This window comes from Hoeflea sp. IMCC20628 (genome assembly GCF_001011155.1).
GTDB lineage: Bacteria > Pseudomonadota > Alphaproteobacteria > Rhizobiales > Rhizobiaceae > Hoeflea.
On record NZ_CP011479.1, the window covers coordinates 2261354 to 2283924 of the forward strand.

Here is a 22571-nt window from a genome sequence, read left to right on the forward strand (position 1 = left end):
TGCTGGGTCGTGGACATTGTTACCCGAATCGCTGAACCTACTGAGAGAGATTAAGTATTTTCAGTATTGCACAGTGTGATTTGAGTTTTCCAAACAACTCCTATCGGGACACGCACATGAGACATGCTCTTCGACTGGCCAAAATGCAGCAAATCCACAGCGACAAGGAGCCGGAGATTATCCGTCTTGTTACGGATCCGGCCACTTCCACTTATCAAAAACAGATGATCTATGGATGTCTGAACAAGATGTGCCGGATGTCGGCCAGCCTGTTCGGTGATCTTTCGAGCAAACCGGGCAATTACGATCTGATTGAACAGGCGGCAGAGCTCGACAAGGCGCTCTTGGATTTGCGCAGCTTCGTGGGAAGTCACATCTCAATCAGACTGCTCAAGGCAGCCTGAGCAAAAGGCCTGACACCGAGCACCCATCCGCTGCCGTTGTGCCGGCAGGGACAGGCGCTCCGCAGTCAAAACCAGTTCCCACCATCGTGATCGCCAGCCTCAGCGCAAGCGCCAGGCCTGGGTCCTGCCCAGGATCCGCTTTGAGGCAAACATGTGCAGCAACCGTGCGCCGGCATTGGTGTAGAAGATCATCATCCCCATCGCCGCCGCAGGTGCGATGTCGCCGGCATCGTCCATGTTCAGAACCGCAACTGACGCCAGCGCGGTGTGGGTGGAATAGATGAACACCACCGCCGACACTGTCGTCATCGCATTGACGAACATGTAGATCGAGATGTCGAGGATCGCCGGCATGCAGACCGGCACGGTGACGCGCGTGAACAAGCGGTAGAACGGCTGGCGCAGTGAACTGGCGACCGGCTCGAACTCTGCATCGATCTGTTTGAGTGCCGTCAGTGCAGTCAGGTGACCGACTGTGTAAAAATGCGTGACGGTGGAGACCACCAGAATGATCATGGTGCCGTAGATGAAATTCAACGGGTTGTCGGGATTGTTGAAGAAGAAGATATAGGCCAGCCCCAACACCATTCCCGGCACCGCCATCGGCAGCATGGCGAGAAACTGGAACAGCCCGCGCCCTGTTTTAAAGCCGTCGATCTTTTCGACCATATAGGCACCGGTGAAGACGATGACCGTTCCGAACACTGCCGTCAGGCAGGCCAGCTTGATCGAGTTGTAATAGGCCGACCAGCCTCCGCCATCCATCTTGTCGAAGGCGTAGTTGTTGAGACTGAGGCTGAGATTGTAGGGCCAGAACTTGATCAGCGCCGCATATTGGCAGATGGCGATGATGCCGACGATGTAGACCGCCATCAATGTGCACCAGGCCAGACACACCGCATCGAACTTGCGGTTGGGTTTGGGTTGATAGGGCACCGAGCGGGCCGACAGCAGCGAGACCTGTTTCTTCTGTACCTGGCGGTCAACGTAAAACGCCAGAACCGCCGGGATCAGCAGGATGACAGAGACCACAGCGCCCATTTCGAAATTCTGCTGACCGATCACCTGTTTGTAGATGTCGATGGCCAGCACATTGTATTGTCCGCCAATCACCTTGGGCAGGCCGAAATCGGTAATGACCAGGGTGAAGGTGACAAAGGCGGCGGAGATCAGGCCATAGCGCGCGCCCGGGATGGTCACGGTCCAGAAGGTGCGCCATTTGCTGGCGCGCAGGCTTTCGGCGGCTTCATACTGGCGCTGATCGGCGATCGACAGCGCCGTGGTGATGATGATCATCGCATGCGGGAAGGTGAAGAACACCGATCCGATGACGATGCCCAGAGGGCCATAGATGCTTTGCCCCATCAGCAGCGAATTGAGCATTCCCTGATTGCCGAACAGATAGATCAGCGCGATGCCGGGCAAAAGTGACGGCACCAGGATCGGCATCATGGCGACAAGCTTGAAGAACCCCTTGAACCGCATGCAACTGCGGTTGAGCGCATAGGCAAACCAAAAGGCAAATACCACGGTCAATATGGTGCTGACGACGGCGATGAACACCGAATTTTCGATCGAGGAAAACAGCGCCGGATTGGAGAAATACTCGACATAATTCTGCGGGCCGACGGATTGCACCGGTCGCAGATTGATCCGCCGGAAAGTGTTGCTGTCGTATTCGCGCCATTCAGTCGTGTTCTGCAGATCCAGACCGACCAGATAAGGTGCATCCGAAGTGGTGCCGCGAAGCCGGTATTTTACCGGGCTGCGGAAGCTGAAGTCCGGGAAGAAATCCGTGACCGTCAGCCGCCCGTCCGAATTGGACGCGAGATCATCAGCCGACTTCAACCCCAATTGCTCGTTGAGGGCCTCGGCGGTGACGGGCGCGCCAAACACGCCGGCCTCGTCGCTGACCTGAAACTCGTAGCGGTCGAGCTCGAATCCATAGGTGACAAAACTCTTCGACAGCATGGTGTAGAGCGGCAAGGCCAAAGCCACGATCAGATAAAGCGCGATCACCCCCATGAACAGGCGCTTGATGACACCGTCGCGATCAAGCTTCAGCTTGATAGCGGCTCCTGCAGGCAGGGTCACATCGGTCATGTTCATTCCCCCCGGGGGAATACGAGGACACGTTCGGCGGGCAGTTCGACCACCAGATCGGTGCCGGTCTTCATGTCCAGACGGCGCACGGCGTTGATCGAGAAATTCGCGATCAACGGAGCGTCACCCAGCACCGGGCTGCGCAGATGGCTGCGCCAGAAGGAACCCAGAAACTCCATATCGGTGATGGTGACAGGCAACATGTTGAGACCGCCCTCACCCATCACTTCCGTGCTGTGCGGCACAACGTCTTCCGGACGGACGGCGATGGTCACGGCGGCTCCCTCGGCAATGCCGGTTGCTTCAGTCGACAAATCAAGATTGCCGAGCGCAACTTTCGAGCCCTTCATAACCGAAGCCACCTTGTTGGTCTCGCCAATGAAATCTGCCACGAACAGCGTCGCCGGGTGGCGGTAGATATCGGTCGGTGTACCGATCTGCTCGACCGTGCCGTGGTTCATGACAACAATGCGATCGGCCATCGACAGCGCTTCTTCCTGATCATGGGTCACCATGATGGTGGTGACGCCGAGCTTGCGCTGCAGATCCTTGATCTCGTGGCGCAAATACACCCGAACCTTGGCGTCAAGCGCCGACAGCGGTTCATCCAGCAGCAACAGGCCGGGTTTGATGGCAAGGGCGCGGGCAAGCGCGATCCGCTGTTGCTGGCCGCCGGAGAGTTGCGCGGGATATTTGTCAGCCTGTTCAGGCAGTCCGACAAGTGTCAGCAATTCAGCGACACGCGCGGTAATTTCGGCTTTTGGACGTCCGGTATTCTCAAGCCCGAAGGCGATGTTGCGAGCGACTGTCAGATTTGGAAACAGAGCGTAGGACTGGAACACGATGCCATAGTCACGCCGTGACGGCGGCAGGCTCGAAATGTCGACGCCCGCCTGGCGGATTTCGCCGCGTGTCTGCGGATCGAGCCCCGCAACCGCACGCAGCAAAGTGGTTTTGCCACAACCTGAAGGTCCGAGAAAACAGATGAACTCGCCGGCCTGGATATCGAGATCGATATTCTTGAGCGCCAGAAAATCTCCAAAGGCCTTCCACAGACCCTTGATTTGCAAATAGGAAACGGGATCGGCGGTAGCGGTTTGCGCCACGCCTGTTTGGTCAGACATCATCATCATCTTCCAGATGGAGAACATGGAGAGACGCAGCGCACCGCACTGCGTCTCCGAGCTCGCTAACCGGAAGGGTCAGCCTTTGGGTTCAGACTTTGTATCGTAGCGCTTTGTCCACTCTTCCAGAATGGCAGAGCGGTTGTTCGCAGCCCATTCAAAGTCGTTATCGATCATCGCGTCGGTGATGCCCTCGGGGAAATATTCCACCGGCTTGGCAATGCCCGGAATTGCAACAACGGCGTAGCCGACATTGTACATTTCCATGGCCTTGGGCGTGATCGACCAATCGAGAAGTGTCTTGGCGGCTTCTTCATTGGCGGTGCCTGCAATCAGCGCAGAGGCTTCCATGTCCCAACCGATGCCTTCGCTCGGAACGATGATCTCGATCGGAGCGCCTTCAGCCTTGGACTTGGCGCCGCGGAAGGCAAAAGACACGCCGATTACGGTTTCGCCGGAGGCTGCCATCTTGCACGGCTTCGAGCCCGAATGGGTGTAGGCGGCAATGTTGTTGTGCAGCCCGTCCATAAATGCCCAGCCCTCATCTTCACCGAAGATCTGCAGCCAGGAGGAGACGTCCAGGAAGCCGGTGCCTGAGGACGCCGGATTTGGCATCACAACATGACCGGCATATTCCGGCTTGGTGAGATCCATCCAGCTGGTTGGCGCTGTCAAGCCAAGCTTGTCACCTTCAACCGTATTGAAGCAGACCGAGGCGACCCAGGCGTCCATGCCAACCCAGGACGGCGGGTTGTCGCCATCACGGAATTTTGGATCAAGCTTGTCGAGGCCGGCAGGCGCATAAGGCTCCAGCATGCCTTCTGTCTTGAGCACCAGAAGTGACGTGGCGGCAAGACCCCAGACCATGTCGGCCTGCGGATTGTTCTTTTCGGCCAGCAGCTTGGCGGTGATAACTCCAGTTGAATCGCGAACCCAATTGACCTTGATGTCAGGGTGTTCCTGATTGAAGGTTTCAGCGTAACGGGCCAGGTCTTCCGCCTCGACAGCGGTGTAAACGGTCAACTCAGTTTCGGCGAGTGCCATGGTGGTGCACAGCGCCGAGATTGCGGCAGTGAGATACAAGCGGTTCATTATAGTCATTTTATTCCCCTTTTTTATGAACTTGCAGCGTTGTTTTTGTTCCAGTTTTTGCTTTGATAAATTCCTCCGACAGGTCCCTATCTGGCTTGTTATTTTTCCAGTCTAGTCCATCTCGGACTACAGGAATAGATTTTTAAGGACCAATCCGGATTGGAGTGTGAGAACCGGCGATCAATAAGTAAAATCTATTTAATTTATGATTGCATCGATTCTTCCCTGAAAAATATTCATGTTCCGGCACAGTTGCACACGGTCTCTCGCGACAGGCGCAGCGGTGATCATTGCCGCTACCAGTCGCCCTGTCCCACCCTGTTACGGATATGCTGTCTGGTCAGCCAAAGATCACTCCACGCGTCTGGGCTCTCAATCTGGGGTCATGCGATTTGACATAGACCGGCTTGCCGGAAACCACTTCTGCGCACCGTTCCAGTGTTTCATACTCCAACCGTTGCATGGCTTCCTTCGTATAAAAAGTCAGGTGCGGGGACATGATCACCTGATCAAGCTCGAACAGCCGGCTCAGCGGGTGACCGGAACGCTTCAAAGGCTCGTTGGCAAAGACATCAAGCCCCGCCCCGGCGATCCACCCTGCCTCCAGTGCCCGCAGCAATGCCGCCTCATCGACAAGTGCGCCGCGTGAGGTGTTGATCAGATAGGCGGTTGGCTTCATCGCATTGAGCTCCGCCTCGCCGATCAGCCCCCGGGTGGTCTCGTTAAGGGTGCAGTGAAGCGATACAAAATCGCTTTCCGAAAGCAGTTGCTGCAGATCATCCCGTTTTGAGGCGCCCGCTGCCTGAATTCTGGCTTCTGACATATCCGGATTGTAGGCAATGACATTGGCCCGGAAGCCGGCCCCGGCCATCCGGGCGACGCTTCTGCCAATTTTGCCAAGTCCGACAATGCCAACGGTTTTGCCGGCAATATCGGAGCCCAGCCAGCGCTGTTCGGGCCAAGCCCAGCCATCGCGTTGCATCACCCGTCCCAGCGGCTGCAGCTTCTTGGCCAGGGCAATCATCAGCGCGAATGCACCTTCGGCGACGGTTTCCTCGGCATATTCCGGGATATTGACCACGGGAACACCGCGTTCGATGGCGGCAGGGATATCGATTGCATCAATGCCCACGCCGTATTTGACGATGCCCTTCAACCGGGGTGCCGAATCCAGAATGCGCCGGGTGATCGGCGTGTAGCACATCAAAACGAGATCGGCGTCACGCACCGCGTCCGCCAGTTCCGCCTCGCTCACCCCGTCGGGCAGCAGGACCAGATCATGGCCCTCATCACGCAGTGTGGCATCCACATGTGGCAGTTGCAGTTCACTGTCGGTCCTGACGATTTTCATCCGCTATGCCACTTCTGCCAGAATTGCCGTCTCGACAATATCCAGCGCCCGGTCCAGATCCTGCCGAGCAATCGTCAGCGGCGGCGACAGCGTCAGCACACAGCCGGCGCTGATCTTGAAACTCAACCCAGCCTCAAGGCAGCGGTAATAAATTCGCTCGGCGCGGTCACGCCCTTCGGCCCGCGTCTTCCGGTCGTCGACGATCTCGACCCCGAACATCAGGCCCCTGCCCCTAACATCCCCAACGAACGGACTTTTCGGCGCAAACTCCCTGAGCCGGTTCAGGGCGTAGGCGCCGAGTTCGGCGGAGCGCTCGACCAGACCCTCATCCTCGATGATCTGGATGGTGGTCAAGGCGGCGCGGGCCGTCACCGGGTTTTTCTCATGGGTGTAGTGGCCGATGGCGAAATCGCCGCAGACGTCGAGATCATGGCGCGCCACCACCGCGGCGATGGGCAGAATGCCACCGCCCAACGCCTTGCCCATCGTGACAATATCGGGAATGACCTCGTCATGCTCGAAGGCGAACATGCGCCCGGTCTTGCCGAGCCCGGTGGGAATTTCGTCCATGATCAAAAGCGCGCCGTGGCGGTTGCAGGCTTCGCGCACCGATTTCCAGAACCCCGGCGGCGGCACGGTGGGAACCGCACGCATCGGTTCGGCAATCACAGCGGCAACATCGCCCTCGCGGCCCAGCACGTAGTCGACCATCCCGGCGCAGGCCAGCCCGCATGTCTCGGGGCCGGCATGATTGTAGGGGCAGCGGTAGCAGGCAAAGGGGGCGACATGTTCGGTGCCGGCCATCAGCGGCCCGGCGATATGACTGCGAAAGGTCGCCTCGCCGCCAACGCTGGCAGCGCCCATGCCTGCGCCGTGAAACGCATCCCAGAAGGACACGGTCTTGAAGCGTCCGGTGGCGGCGCGGGCGATCTTGAGTGCAACCTCGTTGGCGTCGGACCCGCCGGTGGTGAACAGCACCTTGTTCAGGTCACCGGGTGCGATTTGCCCGAGCTTTTCGGCCAAGTCCACGGCGGGCTCATTGGTGAACCGGCGCGGCGCAAAGGACAGCTGATCGAGCTGGTCCTTGATGGCGGCAATCAGCCGTGGATGGGCGTAACCAATGTGGTGCACCGAGTTGCCGTGAAAATCCATGTAGCGCCGGCCAGCCGTATCCTCAATCCAGATACCTTCCGCCTTTGCGATGGTCGAGACACAAGGGCTCGACAGGCTTTGATGCAGAAAGGCGTCGGCGTCACGTTTCAACAGATCGCGCGTCGCAGTGTCGGGGTGCTTTGCGGCCCATGCGCGCCGGGCAGCCGATGTGTTGGATTCGCCTTCGGTGTGGGTGATCTTCATCGCGGGCCCTTCAGGTGAAACCGCGACCCGAAAGCCGCGTGAATGCAGTCGATATTGTTACATTAAGCGCCTGTATGATCGAATCCGGATGACGCTCCAGCTTGTTGTTTTTGAATCACAATCCTGCCGCCGACACGGCGAACGAACCATGCTTCATCGCGGCCAGGGCAACGAGTACGTCTTGACGTTGGTGAAGAACTTCATCGCCTCCAGCACGCCCTCCTTGACTGCATTGCCGCTGTCCTTGATCCCGCCGAAGGGTGACATTTCAATGCGGTATCCCGGCTGCTCCCAGATGTTGACGGTGCCTACCTCCAGCCCATTGACGAAGGCAATCGCCCTGTTGAGATCATTGGTGCAAACGCCCGAGGACAGGCCGAACTGGGTGCTGTTGGAGATCGCCATCACCTCGATGTCATTGTCGGGTACGCGAACGATCGGAATGATCGGGCCGAATGTTTCTTCCATCACCAGTTCCGACCCGTGCGGCACATGGTCGACGACTATGGGTGGCAGCAACGCGCCCTGACGGCCCGGGTGATAGAGGACCTTGGCGCCTTGGGCCTCGGCATCATGGACCCGGTTTTCAAAAGTCTCCGCCGCCTTGGCGTGAACCACACAGCCCAATTGTGTCTCGGGATCCATCGGATCACCAAAGCGCAGTTTTTTGGCTTTCTCCAGCACCAACGGCACAAACCGGTCGGCGACGCTTTCCTGCACCAATATGCGCTTGACCGCCGTGCAGCGCTGGCCGGAATTTCCTGTAGCTCCGGCAACCGCGATAGTTGCCGCTTTTTCCAGATCAGCATCAGAGAGGTCGTTGAGAATGATCAACGGGTCGTTACCGCCAAGTTCCAAAGCACAGCGTTTGTAGCCGGCCTTGGAGGCAATCATCTTGCCCACCGGCACGCCGCCGGTGAAGGTGATGATGTCGATATCGGGGTTGGTGATCATCTCGTCACCGATATCCTTCGGCCAACCGGTCACCACCTGGAACATCTCGTGCGGCAGTCCGGCCTCATAAAGGATGTCAGCCAGAGCGATTGCCGTCAGCGGTGTCAGTTCGGTCGGCTTGCAGACCACGCAGTTGTTGGTTGCGATCGCCGGGGCGATCTTGTGGCTGACCATGTTGAGCGGATGGTTGAACGGCGTGATCGCCGATATTGCTCCGACCGGTTCACGCAGAGTGAAGATCTTGCGTTCCTTGCCCTGGGGGGTGAGATCGCAGGAAAAGATCTGACCATCATCCAGAATGGCCATTTGTCCGGCCAGACTGAACACGTCATAGGCGCGCCCGGTCTCATAGAGCGCATGCTGCCAGCAGATTCCGAGCTCCAGCACCAGCCAGTAAGCCAGCTCTTCCCGGCGCTCCCTGATCAGCTCGGCTGTGCGAAACAGGATCTGCTGACGCTCGTACCGCGACAGTTTTGGCTTGTAGGCGGCGGCGATCGAGAAAGCGCGCCGGGCATGCTCGGCCTGCCCGGCGGGAACCGTGCCGATCATCTCATCAGTATAGGGGTAGTGAACCTCGACCACCGCATCGGTGAAAACCTTCTCGCCACCGATGCGCATGCCTTCATGGCGGATTTCCCGCTTGCGGGTGCGCGGATCATAGACTGGGGCACTGGCGTTCATGGGATGGTCCTTTCAGAGCGCTGCCGCAGTGGTGGCGTAGAAGAAGGCATCGAAATTGCGCAAGACCGGCTGGCTTGGCAGATCGATGACGCGATTGACGATGAAAGGCACTTCCTGTTCGGTCAAACCGCCATGGCTCCGCAGCGGTTCGTTGAGCGCTGCGAGATCGTGGCGGTGGGCTGATGTGCCGATGGTGACATTTTCGCCGGAGACCAGAACAATGTCGCCGATCCGGTCGCCGGGCAGTTCAAACCGTTCAACTGCCTCTTCCCTTGTCAGCACATGGGTGATGCCGTCGATGGCTTTCAGCCTGGCAATGATATCGGCCTGATCGGCGCCCTTTGGCAAATAGGCCGTGGCGAACGACCCGAGTGCGCCGTGGTGAACCACATAGGGGTCGGTGATCGGCAAGATCAGCCGGGCCGCGGCCTCGCCGAGCCATGTGTCGAGCAAATCCTGAACATAGATCACGGCGGGTGAGCCATCGGCCAGGTGCTTGGGCTTCATGCCGTGATCCGCAGTGACCACAATGGCAGCTCCCATGGCGTCGAGCTGGGTGAGATATTTGTCGAACATCTTGTAGAAGCTCTGCGCTTCGGGCTGTTCAGGGGCGTATTTGTGCTGAACATAGTCGGTGGTGGTGAGATACATCACGTCCGGCTTCCATTCAGCCATCAGCTTGACGCCGGCGGCAAAGACAAACTCCGAAAGCTCAGCCGAATAGACTTCCGGCTGCGGCATGCCAAGCCATTTGGAGGCTGCTTCCTGGCCATGCTCGGCAGTGGTTGAGGTGTCGGACTTCTCGGCGGAGAAACATTTGGCGCGGTCGTCATCAAACTTCAGCCCGGCGCCGAGCAGGGCGCGGAGCTTGTCCTTGGCGGTGACAATGGCAACCCGGGCACCGGCATTGTAGAATTGCGAGAAAACGGTCGGCGCGCGCAGGAAGCGCACATCGTTCATCATTACCTCTTCGCCGGTTTCGGGCTCGTAGAGATAGTTGCCGCAGATGCCGTGAACGATCGGCGGGCGACCGGTTGCAATCGACAGATTATTGGGATTGGTGAAGCTCGGGATGACCGAGTGGGCCAGCCGGTCGGTGCCGGTCTCGCGCATCCGCTTCAAGGTCGGCATCAGGCCTGCCTTGATCGCCTGTGTCAGATATTCCGGCTCGCAGCCATCGAGGCAAATCGCAATGGCCGTCACTTTCGGCCAGGGGTAGACTCGGTCATTTGCCGTAACGGGAGCATGGGTGGGGTTTGTCATTTCGGGTCCTTCAATTGGATCGTCTGAATATTTGAGAACATGTGCCGGTTCAGGCGCCGAGCTTGGCGCGTTCGGCAATGGCAGCGGCTGGTGGAGCGGCGGAAGCAACGTTCATTTCCGCAAGCGACTCCGCGGCGGCACTGACCACGCGTCGCATGATGTGTTCATCCATCCGGCCAATGCAGCCGACACGGAAGCTTTCCACCACGGTGAGTTTGCCAGGATAGATGATGAAGCCCTTTTGCTTCATCAATTCATAGAATGTCGTAAAGACGAAATTCGGATCTTCCGGACAGAAAAACGTGACAATGATTGGGGATAGCCAGCGATCTTTGAGCAATGTTTCAAAGCCCAGTTCACGCATTCCGCCGACCATGACATCACGGTTGCGAATGTAGCGTTCGCCCCTGCCTGCCACGCCGCCTTCGGCTGCATGGATCCTCAACGCCTCGAGAAACGCCGCTACCACATGGGTCGGCGGCGTATAGCGCCACTGGCCGGTCTTGACCATATTGGCCCATTGCGCATGAACATCGAGCACCAGCGAATGGCTGTTGCCCTTGCAGGCTTCAAGTTCAGCCTTGCGGGCAATGACAAAGCCAAAACCGGGCACGCCTTCAATACACTTGTTGGCCGAGGACACCATTGCCTCATAGCGGATCGTGTTGACATCAAGATCAATGGCGCCAAAAGCGCTCATTGAATCGACCAGCAGCTTGCGGCCACGGGCATAGGTGGCCTTGGAGATTTCGGCGATCGGATTGAGGATACCCGACGAAGTTTCACAGTGAATGGCGATGACATGGGTGATGGCCGGATCGGCATCGAGTGCTGCGGCAACTTCGTCACCGCGCGGCGGCATGTAGTCGCCCTTGTCGATCAGCGTAAAGGCACGACCGAGATAGCGCATGGTTTCGGCGGCGCGAAGCCCATAGGCGCCGTTGGCCAGCACCAGCACCTTGCCATCACGTGGAACGAAGGTTCCAAGCAGCGCCTCGACGCAAAAACTGCCCGAGCCCTGCATCGGCACGCAGGCAAACTCATCCCTGGTGTCGCCCGCCAACGCCACCAGTTGATCACACAGCGACTTGGTCATGGCGCGAAAATCGCCATCCCAGGAGCCCCAGTCACGCAGCATCATCTCTTTGACGCTGTAGGCAGTGGTCAATGGGCCAGGCGTAAGAAGGAAAGGTTCTCCCATCACGGGATCGGCGAAAGCTTCTGATTGCACGATCGACATCGGATTTCCTTGCTGTCAGAGTTTCGGTCTTGACCCAAGGTTTCCCATCCGACGTAATATATGTAAAATCGTTATTTTGTATTCCTTGATAAGTTTTTCTTTGATTTTTGCACTGTCAGGCCGGCTGCGCCAATCGGCTTTGCAGCAGTTGGCCGCTCTCGGTCAGGATCGGATACGCAACGGTGACAAGAAGTGAATTGATCTCCTTCAGCGCGCGGACAGTTTCAAGATGGATGTTGGAGGTGTTGATGCTGTCCGAATGGCCTTCGCGAAGACGGGCAAGATGCCGGTCATGGCTGTCGCGCTCGAGCTGCCGCATCGTTTCCTTTTCCTTGACCAGCTCGCGGGCGCTTTCGGTGTCGCCGGAGACGAGCACGTTGAGCGCAAGCTGAAAATTGGTTTCGACGCGGGCATGAAGATTGCACATTTCGGCCCAGCCTTCCGGTGAAAAATGCAGATTTGTCTGAGACCGCTCCTTGGCCAGAGCCAGAAGGCTCTTGGCGATGATATCGCCGATATGCTCGAGATTGATCGAGAAATCGGTTAGTTCGACCCCCTGCCGGATTTCCCGATCCGAGAGTTTGCCGCGGTTTACCTCGGCAATGAAAAGCTTGATGTCGGTGTGCATGCGATTGACCTGATCGTCGATCTTGCGAACGCGCTCGATCTGCTCAAGATTGCCTCCATCCATCAATTCCATCACCGGCCGGTACATGGCGCACACGGTTTCTCCCATGCGCAGGAGTTCGCGCTTGGCGCTGGCCAGGGCAACGCTGGGCAAAAGTGCCGGACCGCGCTGAAGCATGCTGGCAATCGCATCGGTCGCCACCGGATCAATTTCCGCGACTGGAACAGGAAGCAGCACCGCTGTGAGCCTTTCCATCGGCCGAACCAGCGGAATCGCAATCAACACCAGAGCCAGGTTGAAGGCCAAGTGAAAATTGACAAGTTGCACTGCTTCGGTGCCGCCGAGATAACCCATCGGCACATCGATGACCTGCAGGGCAGCGAGACCCAGTAGCGCCGCCGTGCCTCGGAAGATCAGGTTACCCAGCGGGATTCGGCGCGCCTCGATCTCCATGCCGCGGGTCAGCCAGACTGCGATCACACCACCGCCGACATTGGCGCCGAGCACCATCGGCAGCGCCACCTCAAGCGGCAGAAGATCGCTGGCCGCGAAGGTTACAAACAGCAGCACCGTGGCCACCGAGGAATGCACCACCCAGGCGATGACGGCAGCAACCACGAATGCGGTCAGCGGATCACCCTTCAGATAGCCGATCAGGCCGGGCAATGCGGCGCTGTCACGCAACGGTTCTGTGGCCTCGCCAACCATTTTCAGCGACAGCAGGATGAAAGCGATACCCAGCACGATGCGCCCGGACTGGCGGACCGTGCGGGCCTCGAACTTCAAAAACATCGTGGCGCCGACGAGCAGCAGAATCGGGATAAGCCCGCTAAGATTGAACGACAGGATCTTGACGACCAGCGCGGACCCGAGATCGGCGCCCAGAAGTGCTGCAATCCCGGAACTGACGGTAAGAATGCCACTGGTTGCGAATCCTGCGGCCAGAACGCCCACGGCCGTGGAGCTTTGCAACACGATGGCGAGGATTGTCCCTGCGGCAGCCATCTGCATGTTGCCGCCACGCGCATCGCGCAATGCCGATTTCAACCGGGTACCGTGCGCCCGCTCCACGCCGGTCCGCACCATGCGGACGGCCCAGAGCAAAAGCATGATAGCGCCGGCAAGATGCATCAGGAATGCGACTGGTAACATTATGACCTCATGGATTCATTTGCTGAAGGCAATCGGCAATTGAGCACCCTTGCCTTCCATAAAACAAATCGTTAGTTTTGATGGTTATATAACTTGAAGCTATCTTATACGGTTCCTTATGCGCTACGTCCAGTTACGTGCCTTTCACTTCGTCGCGATTTGCGGCGGCTTTTCGCGTGCAGCAGAAGAGCTGTTTCTGACACAGCCGGCAATTTCCGACCAGGTTCGCAAGCTGGAAGAAGAATATGACATCCTTTTGTTCAACCGCCACAAGAAACAGGTCACGCTGACGCCAGCAGGCGAGCGGTTGCTGGACATCACCCGTCGGTTTTTCGAAAATGAAAATCAGGCGCGTGAGCTCCTGTCGGAAAGCCGCGTGATGCGTGCTGGAACCTTGCGGATCATTGCCGACAGCGCTGTGCATGTGCTTAAAATCGTCGCCGAGTTCCAGAGGAAATATCCTGGCGTCGGCGTGACTATCCGGGGCGGCAATTCGGAAAGCGTGATTGAAAACCTGTTCAGCTATGAGGCGGATATCGGCGTTCTTGGTGAAATACCCCAGAGCCGCGAGTTCGAAACAATCCTGCTGAATGCCACACCGATTACCGCATTCGTTGCCGCCGGCCATCCGCTTTCTGCCAAAAAGTTCCTCAGCTTCAAGGATTTGACGGATCTTCCTTTGGTGATGCGAGAGCGCGGCTCCCGAACCCGCAAGAAGTTCGAAGAGCAAGCAGCACTGGCCGGGTTTGAATACACCGCCTCCATCGTCGCCGAAGGCCGTGAAGCCGTGCGCGAGATTGTCGCTTCCGGTGTCGGCGTAGGCTTCGTGTCGGTGGCCGAATTTGGCGAAGATCCACGGCTGGTCCGCATCCCGCTGGAGAGCAATGAAAACATGGTTATGGAGGAAACGCTGATCTGCCTGCGCGAGCGGCGCGGCGGCAAGCTGGTCAGCGCGTTTCTGGAAATTGCCCAGGACCTCGCCAAACCAGCCTGAGCTCGCTCAAACCGCCGGTTTGAGATGTAGCCGCGCTGCAAACACGTCTCCCGCCAGATCAATTGCATAGCTACCTTCGGTGAGATAGGCGCGATCAATTGGCTGGTCCGGCTCTTCAATCCGGCACAGCGCCACGGGGCGATCGAGCGTATGACCATGGGCCGCTGACATGACCTTGCCGACCGGCTCACCATTGCGCAGCAGCAACTCGCCGCCCCACAATTGCGGTGCCGGATCATCGAGACTGACCTGCACGATTTTCTGATGCAAGCCGCCCGCCGCGCGGGCTGCCACCAGTGCTTCCCTGCCGATGAAGCCATCGGGCTTGTCGTAGTCGACGGCAAAGCCGAGACCGGCCTCCAGCGGAGTGATGTCCGGGGTCAGTTCCCTGCCCCAGGCCCGGTAACCCTTTTCGATGCGAAGGCCCTCAAGCGCGTAGTAACCGACGTCGATCAGCCCCATGTCGGTGCTGTGCAAGGCTTCGTAGACGCCGACAGTGAATTCGACCGGAACGAACAACTCCCAGCCCAGTTCCCCGACATAGCTCATCCGGTTGGCGAGCACCGTGGCGTAACCAAGGTCGATTTCCCGCACGGTGGCGAAGGCAAAGGTATCTTCTGACAGATCGGCGCTGCTGAGTTTCTGCAATAGCTCCCGCGATTTTGGCCCCATCACCGCCAGAACTGACCAGGCATTGGTGACATCGGAAATCCAGACATCGGCGTCGTCCGGGGTGTTCTTGCGGATCCAGTCGGCATCATGGACGGTTTGCGCCGAGCCGGTGACCACCATGAATTTCTGCTCGGCAAGGCGGAATACGGTGAGATCGCTTTCATAGCCGCCGCGTGGGTTCAACAGCCCGGTGTAGACCGAGGAACCTATCGGGCGATCAAGGTCTGCAGCGCAGATGCGATTCAGAACGGCAAGCGCGTCGCGTCCTTCGACCATCAGCTTGGAAAACGAACTCAGGTCGAACATCGCAACATTGTTGCGCACGGCATGATGCTCTGTGGCCACAGCCTCGTGCCAGTTCTGGCGCCCGAAGGAATAGTCGATACGGGCCACCTCGCCTTCGGGAGCAAAATAGTTGACGCGTTCCCAGCCCATTTTCGAGCCCCAGACTGCTCCCTTGGCGGCAAAAATCGAGTACAGCGGCGAGCGGCGGAAAGGCCGGGCCGATTCCAGTTCCAGATTGGGCCAGGGCATGGCGTAGTGCAGGCCGAGGGTTTCCTTGACCCGGTCATGCAGAAAGGTCGGGTTGTTGTTGAAGCCGGCAAAACGGCGGATGTCGACCGGCCACAAGTCCATCGTCGGCGCGCCGTTTGCGATCCACTCGGCCAACGCCTTGCCGGCGCCGCCAGCGCTGGCAATGCCCATCGAGTTGAAGCCGGCCCCGACATAGAAGTTTTTCAACTCCGGCGCTTCCCCCAGCAGGAAATTGTTGTCCGGGGTAAAGCTCTCCGGTCCATTGTAGAATTTCTTCACTTCGGCACGGTCCAGGGCCGGGACCCGAACCAGCGCGTTCTCCATGAGAATTTCGAACTGATCCCAGTCGTCTTCGAGCAACTGGAAAGCAAAGTCATCGGGAATTCCATCCATCCCCCAGGGCTTGGCTGAGGGTTCAAAACCGCCCATCGCCAGACCACCGACCTCTTCCTTGAAGTAGATGAAGCCGTCAGGGTCGCGCATCACCGGCAGGTCGGGATGGACGCCGTCGACCTTGCCGGTGACGATGTACATGTGTTCGGCTGAGTGCATCGGCACGGAAACGCCGCACATCAGTCCAATCTTGCGGGCCCATTGCCCGGCGCAGTTGACGACAATCTCCGCGGTGATTGCCCCCTGTTCGGTTTCAACGCCGATGACGCGGCCTTTTTCGGTGGTGATCCCCGTCACCCGAATGCCTTCAAATACTTGGGCGCCGCCCATCCGGGCGCCCTTGGCCAGAGACTGTGTGAGATCGGTCGGATTGGCCTTGCCGTCGCCGGGCAACCAGATGCCGCCCTCGAGATCGTCAGTTGCCATTGGCGGCCACATCGACCCGGCCTCCTCCGCCGTCAGCAATTCCACCTCAACGCCCTGCGACCGGGCCGAGGCAACGGTGCGCTTCAACTGGATCATCCGTTCCTTCGTGCGTGCCACCGACAGCGATCCGCATTGCTTCCAGCCGGTTTCAAGTCCGGTCTCAGCGCTCAATTCGGCATAGAGTTTTGTCGAATACTGGATCAGCGAGGTCATCACCGAATGGCTGCGCAATTGCCCGACCAATCCGGCAGCATGCCAGGTCGTGCCCGACGACAATTGACCCTGCTCGAGCAGCACCACGTCGGTGATGCCGAGTTTTGCCAGATGATAGGCGACGGATGTGCCAATCACCCCGCCTCCAATGATAACGACGCGGGCATGGCTGGGCAGATTGGTGCTGGTCATAGCTTTGGGTACTCCCTCAAGTTTTGACAAGGCTACCCAGATTTGGCAATATTTGGAAAATATTTTAATTTATTGGCATATCAGTTTTGCTGTTGGCGGACTGCGCCGGAAAGAAATGAGCATGTCGGAACTTCCCTTCAGGCGTCATGCGTTGATCCTGCAACATCTTGAGCAGCATGAAGGCGCGCGCACCACCGAGCTTGCTGCGCTGCTTGACGTGACGCGAGAAACCATCCGCACGGATCTGGCGCACCTCTCGGACCGCAATCTGTTGCAACTGGTGCGCGGCGGTGCGGTGGCGATCGGGGCGCGCGAACCCGAGCTTGCGGAGCGTTTGTCGGCAAACCCGCTAGGCAAGGCGTTGATTGCAGCCGAAGCCGCCGCGATGGTTCCCGATGGTGCACGTGTAATCCTCGATTCCGGCTCGACGACCTTGGAGATCGCCAAGCGGCTACGTGGCCGCTCCGGGCTGAGAATCTGGACCAATGATATCGCCATCGCCTTTGAACTGATGCAGGTGGCGGAGGTGACGCTGCTCGGCGGACGGCTCGATGCCACCGAGCGCACGCTCGGTGGTCAAGACGCGATCGAGATGGTGCAAGGATATGCCACCGACCTGGCCTTTGTCAGCCTTGGCGGGCTCAGCGCATCGCATGGGCTGACCGATTTCGACCGTACCGGTCTGGCGCTTCGCCAGTCGATGATCCATGCCGCAACAGACGCCTATTATCTGGCAGATCAGACGAAATTCGGGCGCAATGCGCCACTTCGGTGGAAGCCGATGGCGCAGACCCGCGCCGTGATTTGCGACATCGCGCCGGACACCGGCATCGCGCAACGTCTGAATGAGTATGAGCTTGGCTTGATCCTGCCACGCCAGATGTGATCAGCAGCTTTTGCAGCGGCGGGCAAAACCGAATTTGATGGCTCACACTCATCGACAGTGATCGACTGGTCAATCATGTCCGGGCTTTGATTTCGGATGGTGGCCTCACGCTGGCTGCATCCATCGCCAAAAAACCTTTTTCGAACCAATCATCCATTTAGGGAATATCAAGATCCAGAGCTGATTACTCTGCCAGCCTTTCCAAGCGTTACGGACTATCTCCCGCTGGACGATTGCTAGGCGACTATGCAATGACAAGTGCAAACCAAACGGTATTGGAGACCTAGATGTCCGACAAAGGTAAACCCACTTCGCTGCGTTCCCAGCTCTGGTTTGACAACCCGGAAAACCGTGAAATGACGGCGCTCTATGTCGAACGCTATGTCAATTACGGCCTGACGCGCGATGAGTTGCAGTCGGGCAAGCCGATCATCGCCATCGCCCAGACCGGATCTGACCTGTCGCCGTGCAACCGGCACCACATCGAGCTTGCCAAGCGGATCCGCGATGGCATCATTGCCAATGGCGGCGTGCCGCTGGAAGTACCGGTGCATCCGATCCAGGAAACCGGCAAACGTCCGACAGCGATGCTCGATCGCAACCTGGCCTATCTGGGGCTGGTGGAATCGCTCTACGGCTATCCGCTCGACGGCGTGGTGCTGACCATCGGTTGCGACAAGACAACCCCTGCGCTGCTGATGGCGGCGGCGACGGTGAACATTCCGGCCATCGCCTTTTCCGTTGGACCGATGCTGAACGGCTATTTCCGCGGCGAGCGTACCGGATCGGGCACAGTTGTCTGGAAAGCGCGCGAACTCCACGCCGAAGGCAAGATCGATGACGAGCAGTTTGCCGAACTGGTGACATCCTCGGCGCCATCGGTTGGCTATTGCAACACTATGGGAACGGCTTCGACAATGAATTCGCTGGCGGAAGCGCTGGGTATGCAGTTGCCGGGCTCAGCCGCAATCCCCGCGCCCTACCGCGAACGCGGCCAGATGGCCTATGCCACCGGCAAACGCATCGTCGACATGGTGCACGAAGACCTCAAGCCATCCGACATCATGACCCGCGAGGCATTCGAAAATGTCATCGTGGTGAACTCCGCAATTGGCGGCTCGACCAATGCGCCAATTCACGTTGTCGCCGTCGCCAAGCATATCGGCGTCAGCGTCACAAATGACGATTGGCAGGCGCTCGGGCACCGGGTTCCATTGCTTACCAATCTGCAGCCGGCCGGCGAATATCTGGGTGAAGACTTTCACCGGGCCGGCGGCGTTCCCGCCGTTGTGGCAGAGCTGATGCGCGCCAATTTGCTGCCGCATCCGGGCGCACTCACCGTCAATGGCCGCAGCATCGGTGACAATTGCAAGGATCGCGAAAGCGAGAATGCCGATGTCATCCGACCGATCTCGAACGCGCTCGTCAATGAAGCCGGGTTCCTGAATCTGAAGGGCAATCTGTTTGACAGCGCGATCATGAAAACCTCGGTGATTTCCGACGCCTTCAGACAGCGCTATCTGTCAAATGCGGAGGACATGGAGGCTTTTGAAGGCTCTGCCATCGTGTTCGACGGGCCGGAGCACTATAACAAGATGATTGATGACCCGAGCCTTTCGATTGATGAAAATTCGATCCTGGTCATGCGCGGCACCGGTCCGCTGGGCTATCCCGGCGGCGCCGAAGTGGTCAACATGCGGCCGCCAAGCTATCTGCTGAAACAGGGCATCACTGCCCTGCCCTGCATCGGCGACGGGCGCCAATCAGGCACCTCGGCTTCGCCGTCGATTCTCAATGCATCGCCTGAAGCCGCCGCCGGTGGCGGGCTGGCGCTGCTGCGCAATGGCGACAGGATCCGCATCGATCTGCGCACCTTCCGGGTTGATGCGCTTGTGCCCCAGGACGAGTGGGAACAACGCGGGCGCGACCTCAAGGAGGCCGGCGGCTATCCGATTCCTGAAAGCCAGACGCCGTGGCAGAAATATTTCCGCGAACTGGCCGAACCGTTCTCGGAAGGCATGGTGCTGCGCGGCGCAGACGAATTCCAGGGTGTCGCCCAGAAACACAGTCCGCGCGACAACCACTGAGCCGGGAAGGAAACTCGAAAATGCTTGAGACCCTGGATCAGCAAGGCGTCTTTGTCGGACGCGCCTGGCTAGATGCTGCAGGCGGGCCCGCGGTGGTGACACTCCGTGACGGCATGCTGGTCGACATCACCAGTCGCGCCGCGCCGATGGTTCGCGATATTTGTGAGATGGACGATCCGGCTGGTCACGTCCGGTCTGCTGATGGCACAATCATCTGCGCGGTTTCCGAGCTAGGAAGCCGGGCAGATGTCACGATGCTTGCGCCCTGCGATCTGCAATCCATCAAGGCCTGTGGCGTGACCTTTGCCGAATCCATGGTCGAACGGGTGATCGAGGAACGCGCTGCGGGAGATCCTGCCAAGGCGACCGCGTTGCGCGCCCGCATTGGCGCAGAAATCGGCGCCAGCCTCAGTGATGTGGTGCCAGGTTCGGAAAAAGCAGTGCTGGCCAAGCAGGCGCTGATTCGCGAGGGTCTGTGGTCGCAATATCTCGAGGTCGGAATCGGCCCCTACGCCGAGGTGTTCACCAAATCCCAGCCGATGTCAGCTGTCGGCAGCGGTGCGCTGGTCGGCATTCACCCCGAATCGCGCTGGAACAACCCGGAACCGGAAATCGTGCTGGCGGTCAGTTCGACCGGCCGGATTGTTGGCGCAGCGCTTGGCAACGACGTCAATCTGCGCGATTTCGAAGGTCTGTCGGCGCTGCTGCTCGGCAAGGCCAAGGACAACAATGCTGCCTGCGCCATCGGACCGATGATTCGGCTGTTTGACAACAGTTTCGATCTCGACGACGTCCGCAGCGCCGAGCTGGACCTGACGGTGACGGGAACCGACGGCTATGTGCTGTCAGGCCATTCGAGCATGCGCAAGATCAGCCGCGCCCCCAGCGACCTGGTCGCGCAGACTACCGGACGCCACCATCAGTATCCGGACGGCTTCATGCTGTTTCTCGGGACACTGTTTGCGCCGGTGCAGGACCGTGGCGAAAAGGGCATGGGGTTCACCCATCATCTGGGCGACACGGTGGAAATCTCCAACGCCAAGCTCGGCGTGCTGAAAAACGTGGTGCAGCATTCAACCGACTGTCCGGAATGGACCTTTGGCTCCAGCCATTTGATGCGCAATCTGGCGCAACGCGGGTTGCTGTAAAGGTCGTAAGAGCTAATTTGCAGCTCTGCCGCCCTATCTCAGGCCCCTCGATTCAGGCGCAGCACACCGTCATGATGAACCACTTGTTCCTGATTGAAAATACAGGTTTTACGGCCGCCTTCGCGGCAAGTCGTTTTTGTGACGAATGCGCTTGTGCTGCCCAAATCCATTTGCTACATGCAGCGCGCCGACAGGTTTCGGCTCTACCACGTGCGGTCGTGGCGGAATTGGTAGACGCGCAGCGTTGAGGTCGCTGTGGGGTTAAACCCGTGGAAGTTCGAGTCTTCTCGACCGCACCATCAAACACCCGCTTCGGCGGGTTTTTTTGTGTCTTTAATCCGCATGCTGAGCCATTACCGGATCTGCCCGACAGTCGTGCATCCCAGGCCGATTACGTCTTATGTCGATGTGATCAGTATATGGGTCCGGCAAATCCCTTCCATTTTGGCGCCATCGGATCTAGACCAATCCAATGAACCAACGCGACACACTCGAGACACGGTTTTTCCCGCGAGACGGCAGTGCGCCGGTGAGATGGCGGATATCGGAAGGGCTGACGCCCTACCCCGACGCCGTGGCGCTGATGGAGGCTGAAGCCGAGAAGATCGCAGCCAGCCAGGCTGATGAACTCGTCTGGCTTGTCGAGCATCCGCCGCTCTACACCGCCGGTACCAGCGCCAAGGCGGAAGATCTGGTCGCTCCGGACCGTTTTGAAGTGCACCAGACCGGTCGCGGCGGCGAATACACCTATCATGGCCCCGGCCAGCGCGTGGCCTATGTGATGCTTGATCTCAAGCGCCGCCGGCAGGATGTGCGCGCCTTCGTTTCAGCCATGGAGGCGGTAATCATTGCGACGCTGGCAAGCATGAATGTCACGGGCGAACGGCGCGAAGACCGGGTTGGTGTGTGGGTGCGCCGGCCCGACAAGCCGCGGCTTGCCGACGGCGGCATGGCCGAGGACAAGATCGCGGCAATCGGCATTCGTCTGCGCAAATGGGTGAGCTTTCACGGGCTGGCATTGAACGTCGATCCGGATCTCGACCATTTCTCCGGCATCGTGCCCTGCGGTGTGCGGTTGCACGGGGTCACAAGTCTGGTTGATTTGGGCCTGCCCATTCCGATGCACGAAGCCGACATCAGGCTGCGCGATGCGTTTGAGACGACATTCGGAGCAACTCGGGACGACAGCCCGAATTCCCCCCAATAGCCTGCCCTGACGAATCAGACGGCCCCATACGAATTCTGACAACGCCATGCGCAGGACAAAGTTCTGGCTGAAGGGTGAGCGGGGTAGCCTCAGACCTCGATTTGGTCTGCGGCTTGCCTTCGGACGCCGCAATGACGTAAACTTAGCATCTACGAAAATCCCTGGCCCGCAGACAAAGCGGGCGGCGCTCTGGACTGAGTGTGCACAATCACCGATAGTAACGGTGCAGGAACAGAGACCTTGGCCGAGATTCGACAGGTCCTGCCTTCTCCCGAAGTAAAACATTACCCGGGGACGCCGCTCAAATCGTGGCTGCGGAAGGTCATTATGTGCAGCATGCTGATGCATGCCGCACGACGGTTGCAAAACTCCTTGGGTCAAAACCGATTCGAGGGCAGAGTTTTGCGGCAATTGCTGGAACGACAACAGAGTCCTTTACGCCTCCTTATTGAGGCGCGGCGCTGTGGGTTT

16 protein-coding genes and 1 tRNA gene are annotated in these 22571 nt (G+C 58.6%); 7 read left to right on the forward strand and 10 right to left on the reverse strand.

Going from position 1 to position 22571, the window contains the following annotated elements; genetic code table 11:
• Window positions 1-116 precede the first annotated feature (116 nt).
• On the forward strand, window positions 117-404 hold the full coding sequence (locus IMCC20628_RS10685; RefSeq protein WP_047030205.1) for a hypothetical protein: 288 nt from the start codon (window positions 117-119) through the stop codon (window positions 402-404).
• A gap of 99 nt (window positions 405-503) precedes the next feature.
• Here IMCC20628_RS10685 and IMCC20628_RS10690 read toward each other — a convergent pair whose 3' ends face one another.
• The 9 genes from IMCC20628_RS10690 to IMCC20628_RS10730 form a co-directional block, all read right to left on the reverse strand.
• Window positions 504-2507, reverse strand: a complete 2004-nt coding sequence (locus IMCC20628_RS10690; protein WP_156174477.1) for a putative 2-aminoethylphosphonate ABC transporter permease subunit — start codon at window positions 2505-2507, stop codon at window positions 504-506.
• Window positions 2508-2509: 2 nt separating this feature from the next.
• A complete protein-coding gene (locus IMCC20628_RS10695) occupies window positions 2510-3631 on the reverse strand; it encodes a putative 2-aminoethylphosphonate ABC transporter ATP-binding protein (RefSeq protein WP_052766614.1) in 1122 nt (373 codons plus the stop codon).
• A 78-nt stretch (window positions 3632-3709) separates the two neighbouring features.
• Window positions 3710-4723 (reverse strand): putative 2-aminoethylphosphonate ABC transporter substrate-binding protein, encoded by a 1014-nt coding sequence (locus tag IMCC20628_RS10700; protein WP_047030207.1) that lies wholly within the window; start codon window positions 4721-4723, stop codon window positions 3710-3712.
• Between the two features lie 340 nt (window positions 4724-5063).
• Complete coding sequence (locus IMCC20628_RS10705) at window positions 5064-6074, reverse strand: C-terminal binding protein (protein ID WP_047030208.1); 1011 nt, start codon at window positions 6072-6074, stop codon at window positions 5064-5066.
• A gap of 3 nt (window positions 6075-6077) precedes the next feature.
• The gene (locus IMCC20628_RS10710; protein WP_047030209.1) at window positions 6078-7430 is read right to left on the reverse strand and encodes an aspartate aminotransferase family protein; all 1353 of its coding nucleotides are present in this window, start codon (window positions 7428-7430) and stop codon (window positions 6078-6080) included.
• Window positions 7431-7583: 153 nt separating this feature from the next.
• The gene (gene phnY / locus IMCC20628_RS10715) at window positions 7584-9065 is read right to left on the reverse strand and encodes a phosphonoacetaldehyde dehydrogenase (RefSeq protein ID WP_047030210.1); all 1482 of its coding nucleotides are present in this window, start codon (window positions 9063-9065) and stop codon (window positions 7584-7586) included.
• Between the two features lie 12 nt (window positions 9066-9077).
• Window positions 9078-10328, reverse strand: a complete 1251-nt coding sequence (gene phnA / locus IMCC20628_RS10720; RefSeq protein WP_047032466.1) for a phosphonoacetate hydrolase — start codon at window positions 10326-10328, stop codon at window positions 9078-9080.
• A 49-nt stretch (window positions 10329-10377) separates the two neighbouring features.
• Complete coding sequence (locus IMCC20628_RS10725) at window positions 10378-11568, reverse strand: 2-aminoethylphosphonate--pyruvate transaminase (RefSeq protein ID WP_047030211.1); 1191 nt, start codon at window positions 11566-11568, stop codon at window positions 10378-10380.
• Window positions 11569-11683: 115 nt separating this feature from the next.
• Entirely contained in the window at window positions 11684-13348 is a 1665-nt protein-coding gene (locus IMCC20628_RS10730) for a Na/Pi cotransporter family protein (protein ID WP_047030212.1), read from the reverse strand.
• Window positions 13349-13466: 118 nt separating this feature from the next.
• On the opposite strand from IMCC20628_RS10730, the gene IMCC20628_RS10735 reads away from it, so the two are divergent.
• Window positions 13467-14342, forward strand: coding sequence for a LysR substrate-binding domain-containing protein (locus tag IMCC20628_RS10735; RefSeq protein ID WP_047030213.1), 876 nt, complete (start codon window positions 13467-13469; stop codon window positions 14340-14342).
• Window positions 14343-14348: 6 nt separating this feature from the next.
• On the opposite strand, the gene IMCC20628_RS10740 is transcribed toward IMCC20628_RS10735, so the two are convergent.
• On the reverse strand, window positions 14349-16772 hold the full coding sequence (locus IMCC20628_RS10740) for an FAD-dependent oxidoreductase (protein WP_047030214.1): 2424 nt from the start codon (window positions 16770-16772) through the stop codon (window positions 14349-14351).
• 121 nt (window positions 16773-16893) lie between these two features.
• Between IMCC20628_RS10740 and IMCC20628_RS25105 the strand changes: the two genes are divergently transcribed.
• From IMCC20628_RS25105 to lipB, 5 genes are all read left to right on the forward strand, one after another.
• Window positions 16894-17658 (forward strand): DeoR/GlpR family DNA-binding transcription regulator, encoded by a 765-nt coding sequence (locus IMCC20628_RS25105; RefSeq protein WP_197078436.1) that lies wholly within the window; start codon window positions 16894-16896, stop codon window positions 17656-17658.
• A 287-nt stretch (window positions 17659-17945) separates the two neighbouring features.
• Window positions 17946-19745: an IlvD/Edd family dehydratase gene (locus IMCC20628_RS10750; protein WP_047030215.1), complete on the forward strand. Its 1800-nt coding sequence runs from the start codon at window positions 17946-17948 to the stop codon at window positions 19743-19745.
• Between the two features lie 20 nt (window positions 19746-19765).
• Window positions 19766-20893, forward strand: coding sequence for a fumarylacetoacetate hydrolase family protein (locus IMCC20628_RS10755; RefSeq protein ID WP_047030216.1), 1128 nt, complete (start codon window positions 19766-19768; stop codon window positions 20891-20893).
• 212 nt (window positions 20894-21105) lie between these two features.
• Window positions 21106-21192 (forward strand) — tRNA-Leu (locus tag IMCC20628_RS10760).
• A 173-nt stretch (window positions 21193-21365) separates the two neighbouring features.
• The gene (gene lipB / locus IMCC20628_RS10765) at window positions 21366-22100 is read left to right on the forward strand and encodes a lipoyl(octanoyl) transferase LipB (protein ID WP_047030217.1); all 735 of its coding nucleotides are present in this window, start codon (window positions 21366-21368) and stop codon (window positions 22098-22100) included.
• Window positions 22101-22571 lie beyond the last annotated feature (471 nt).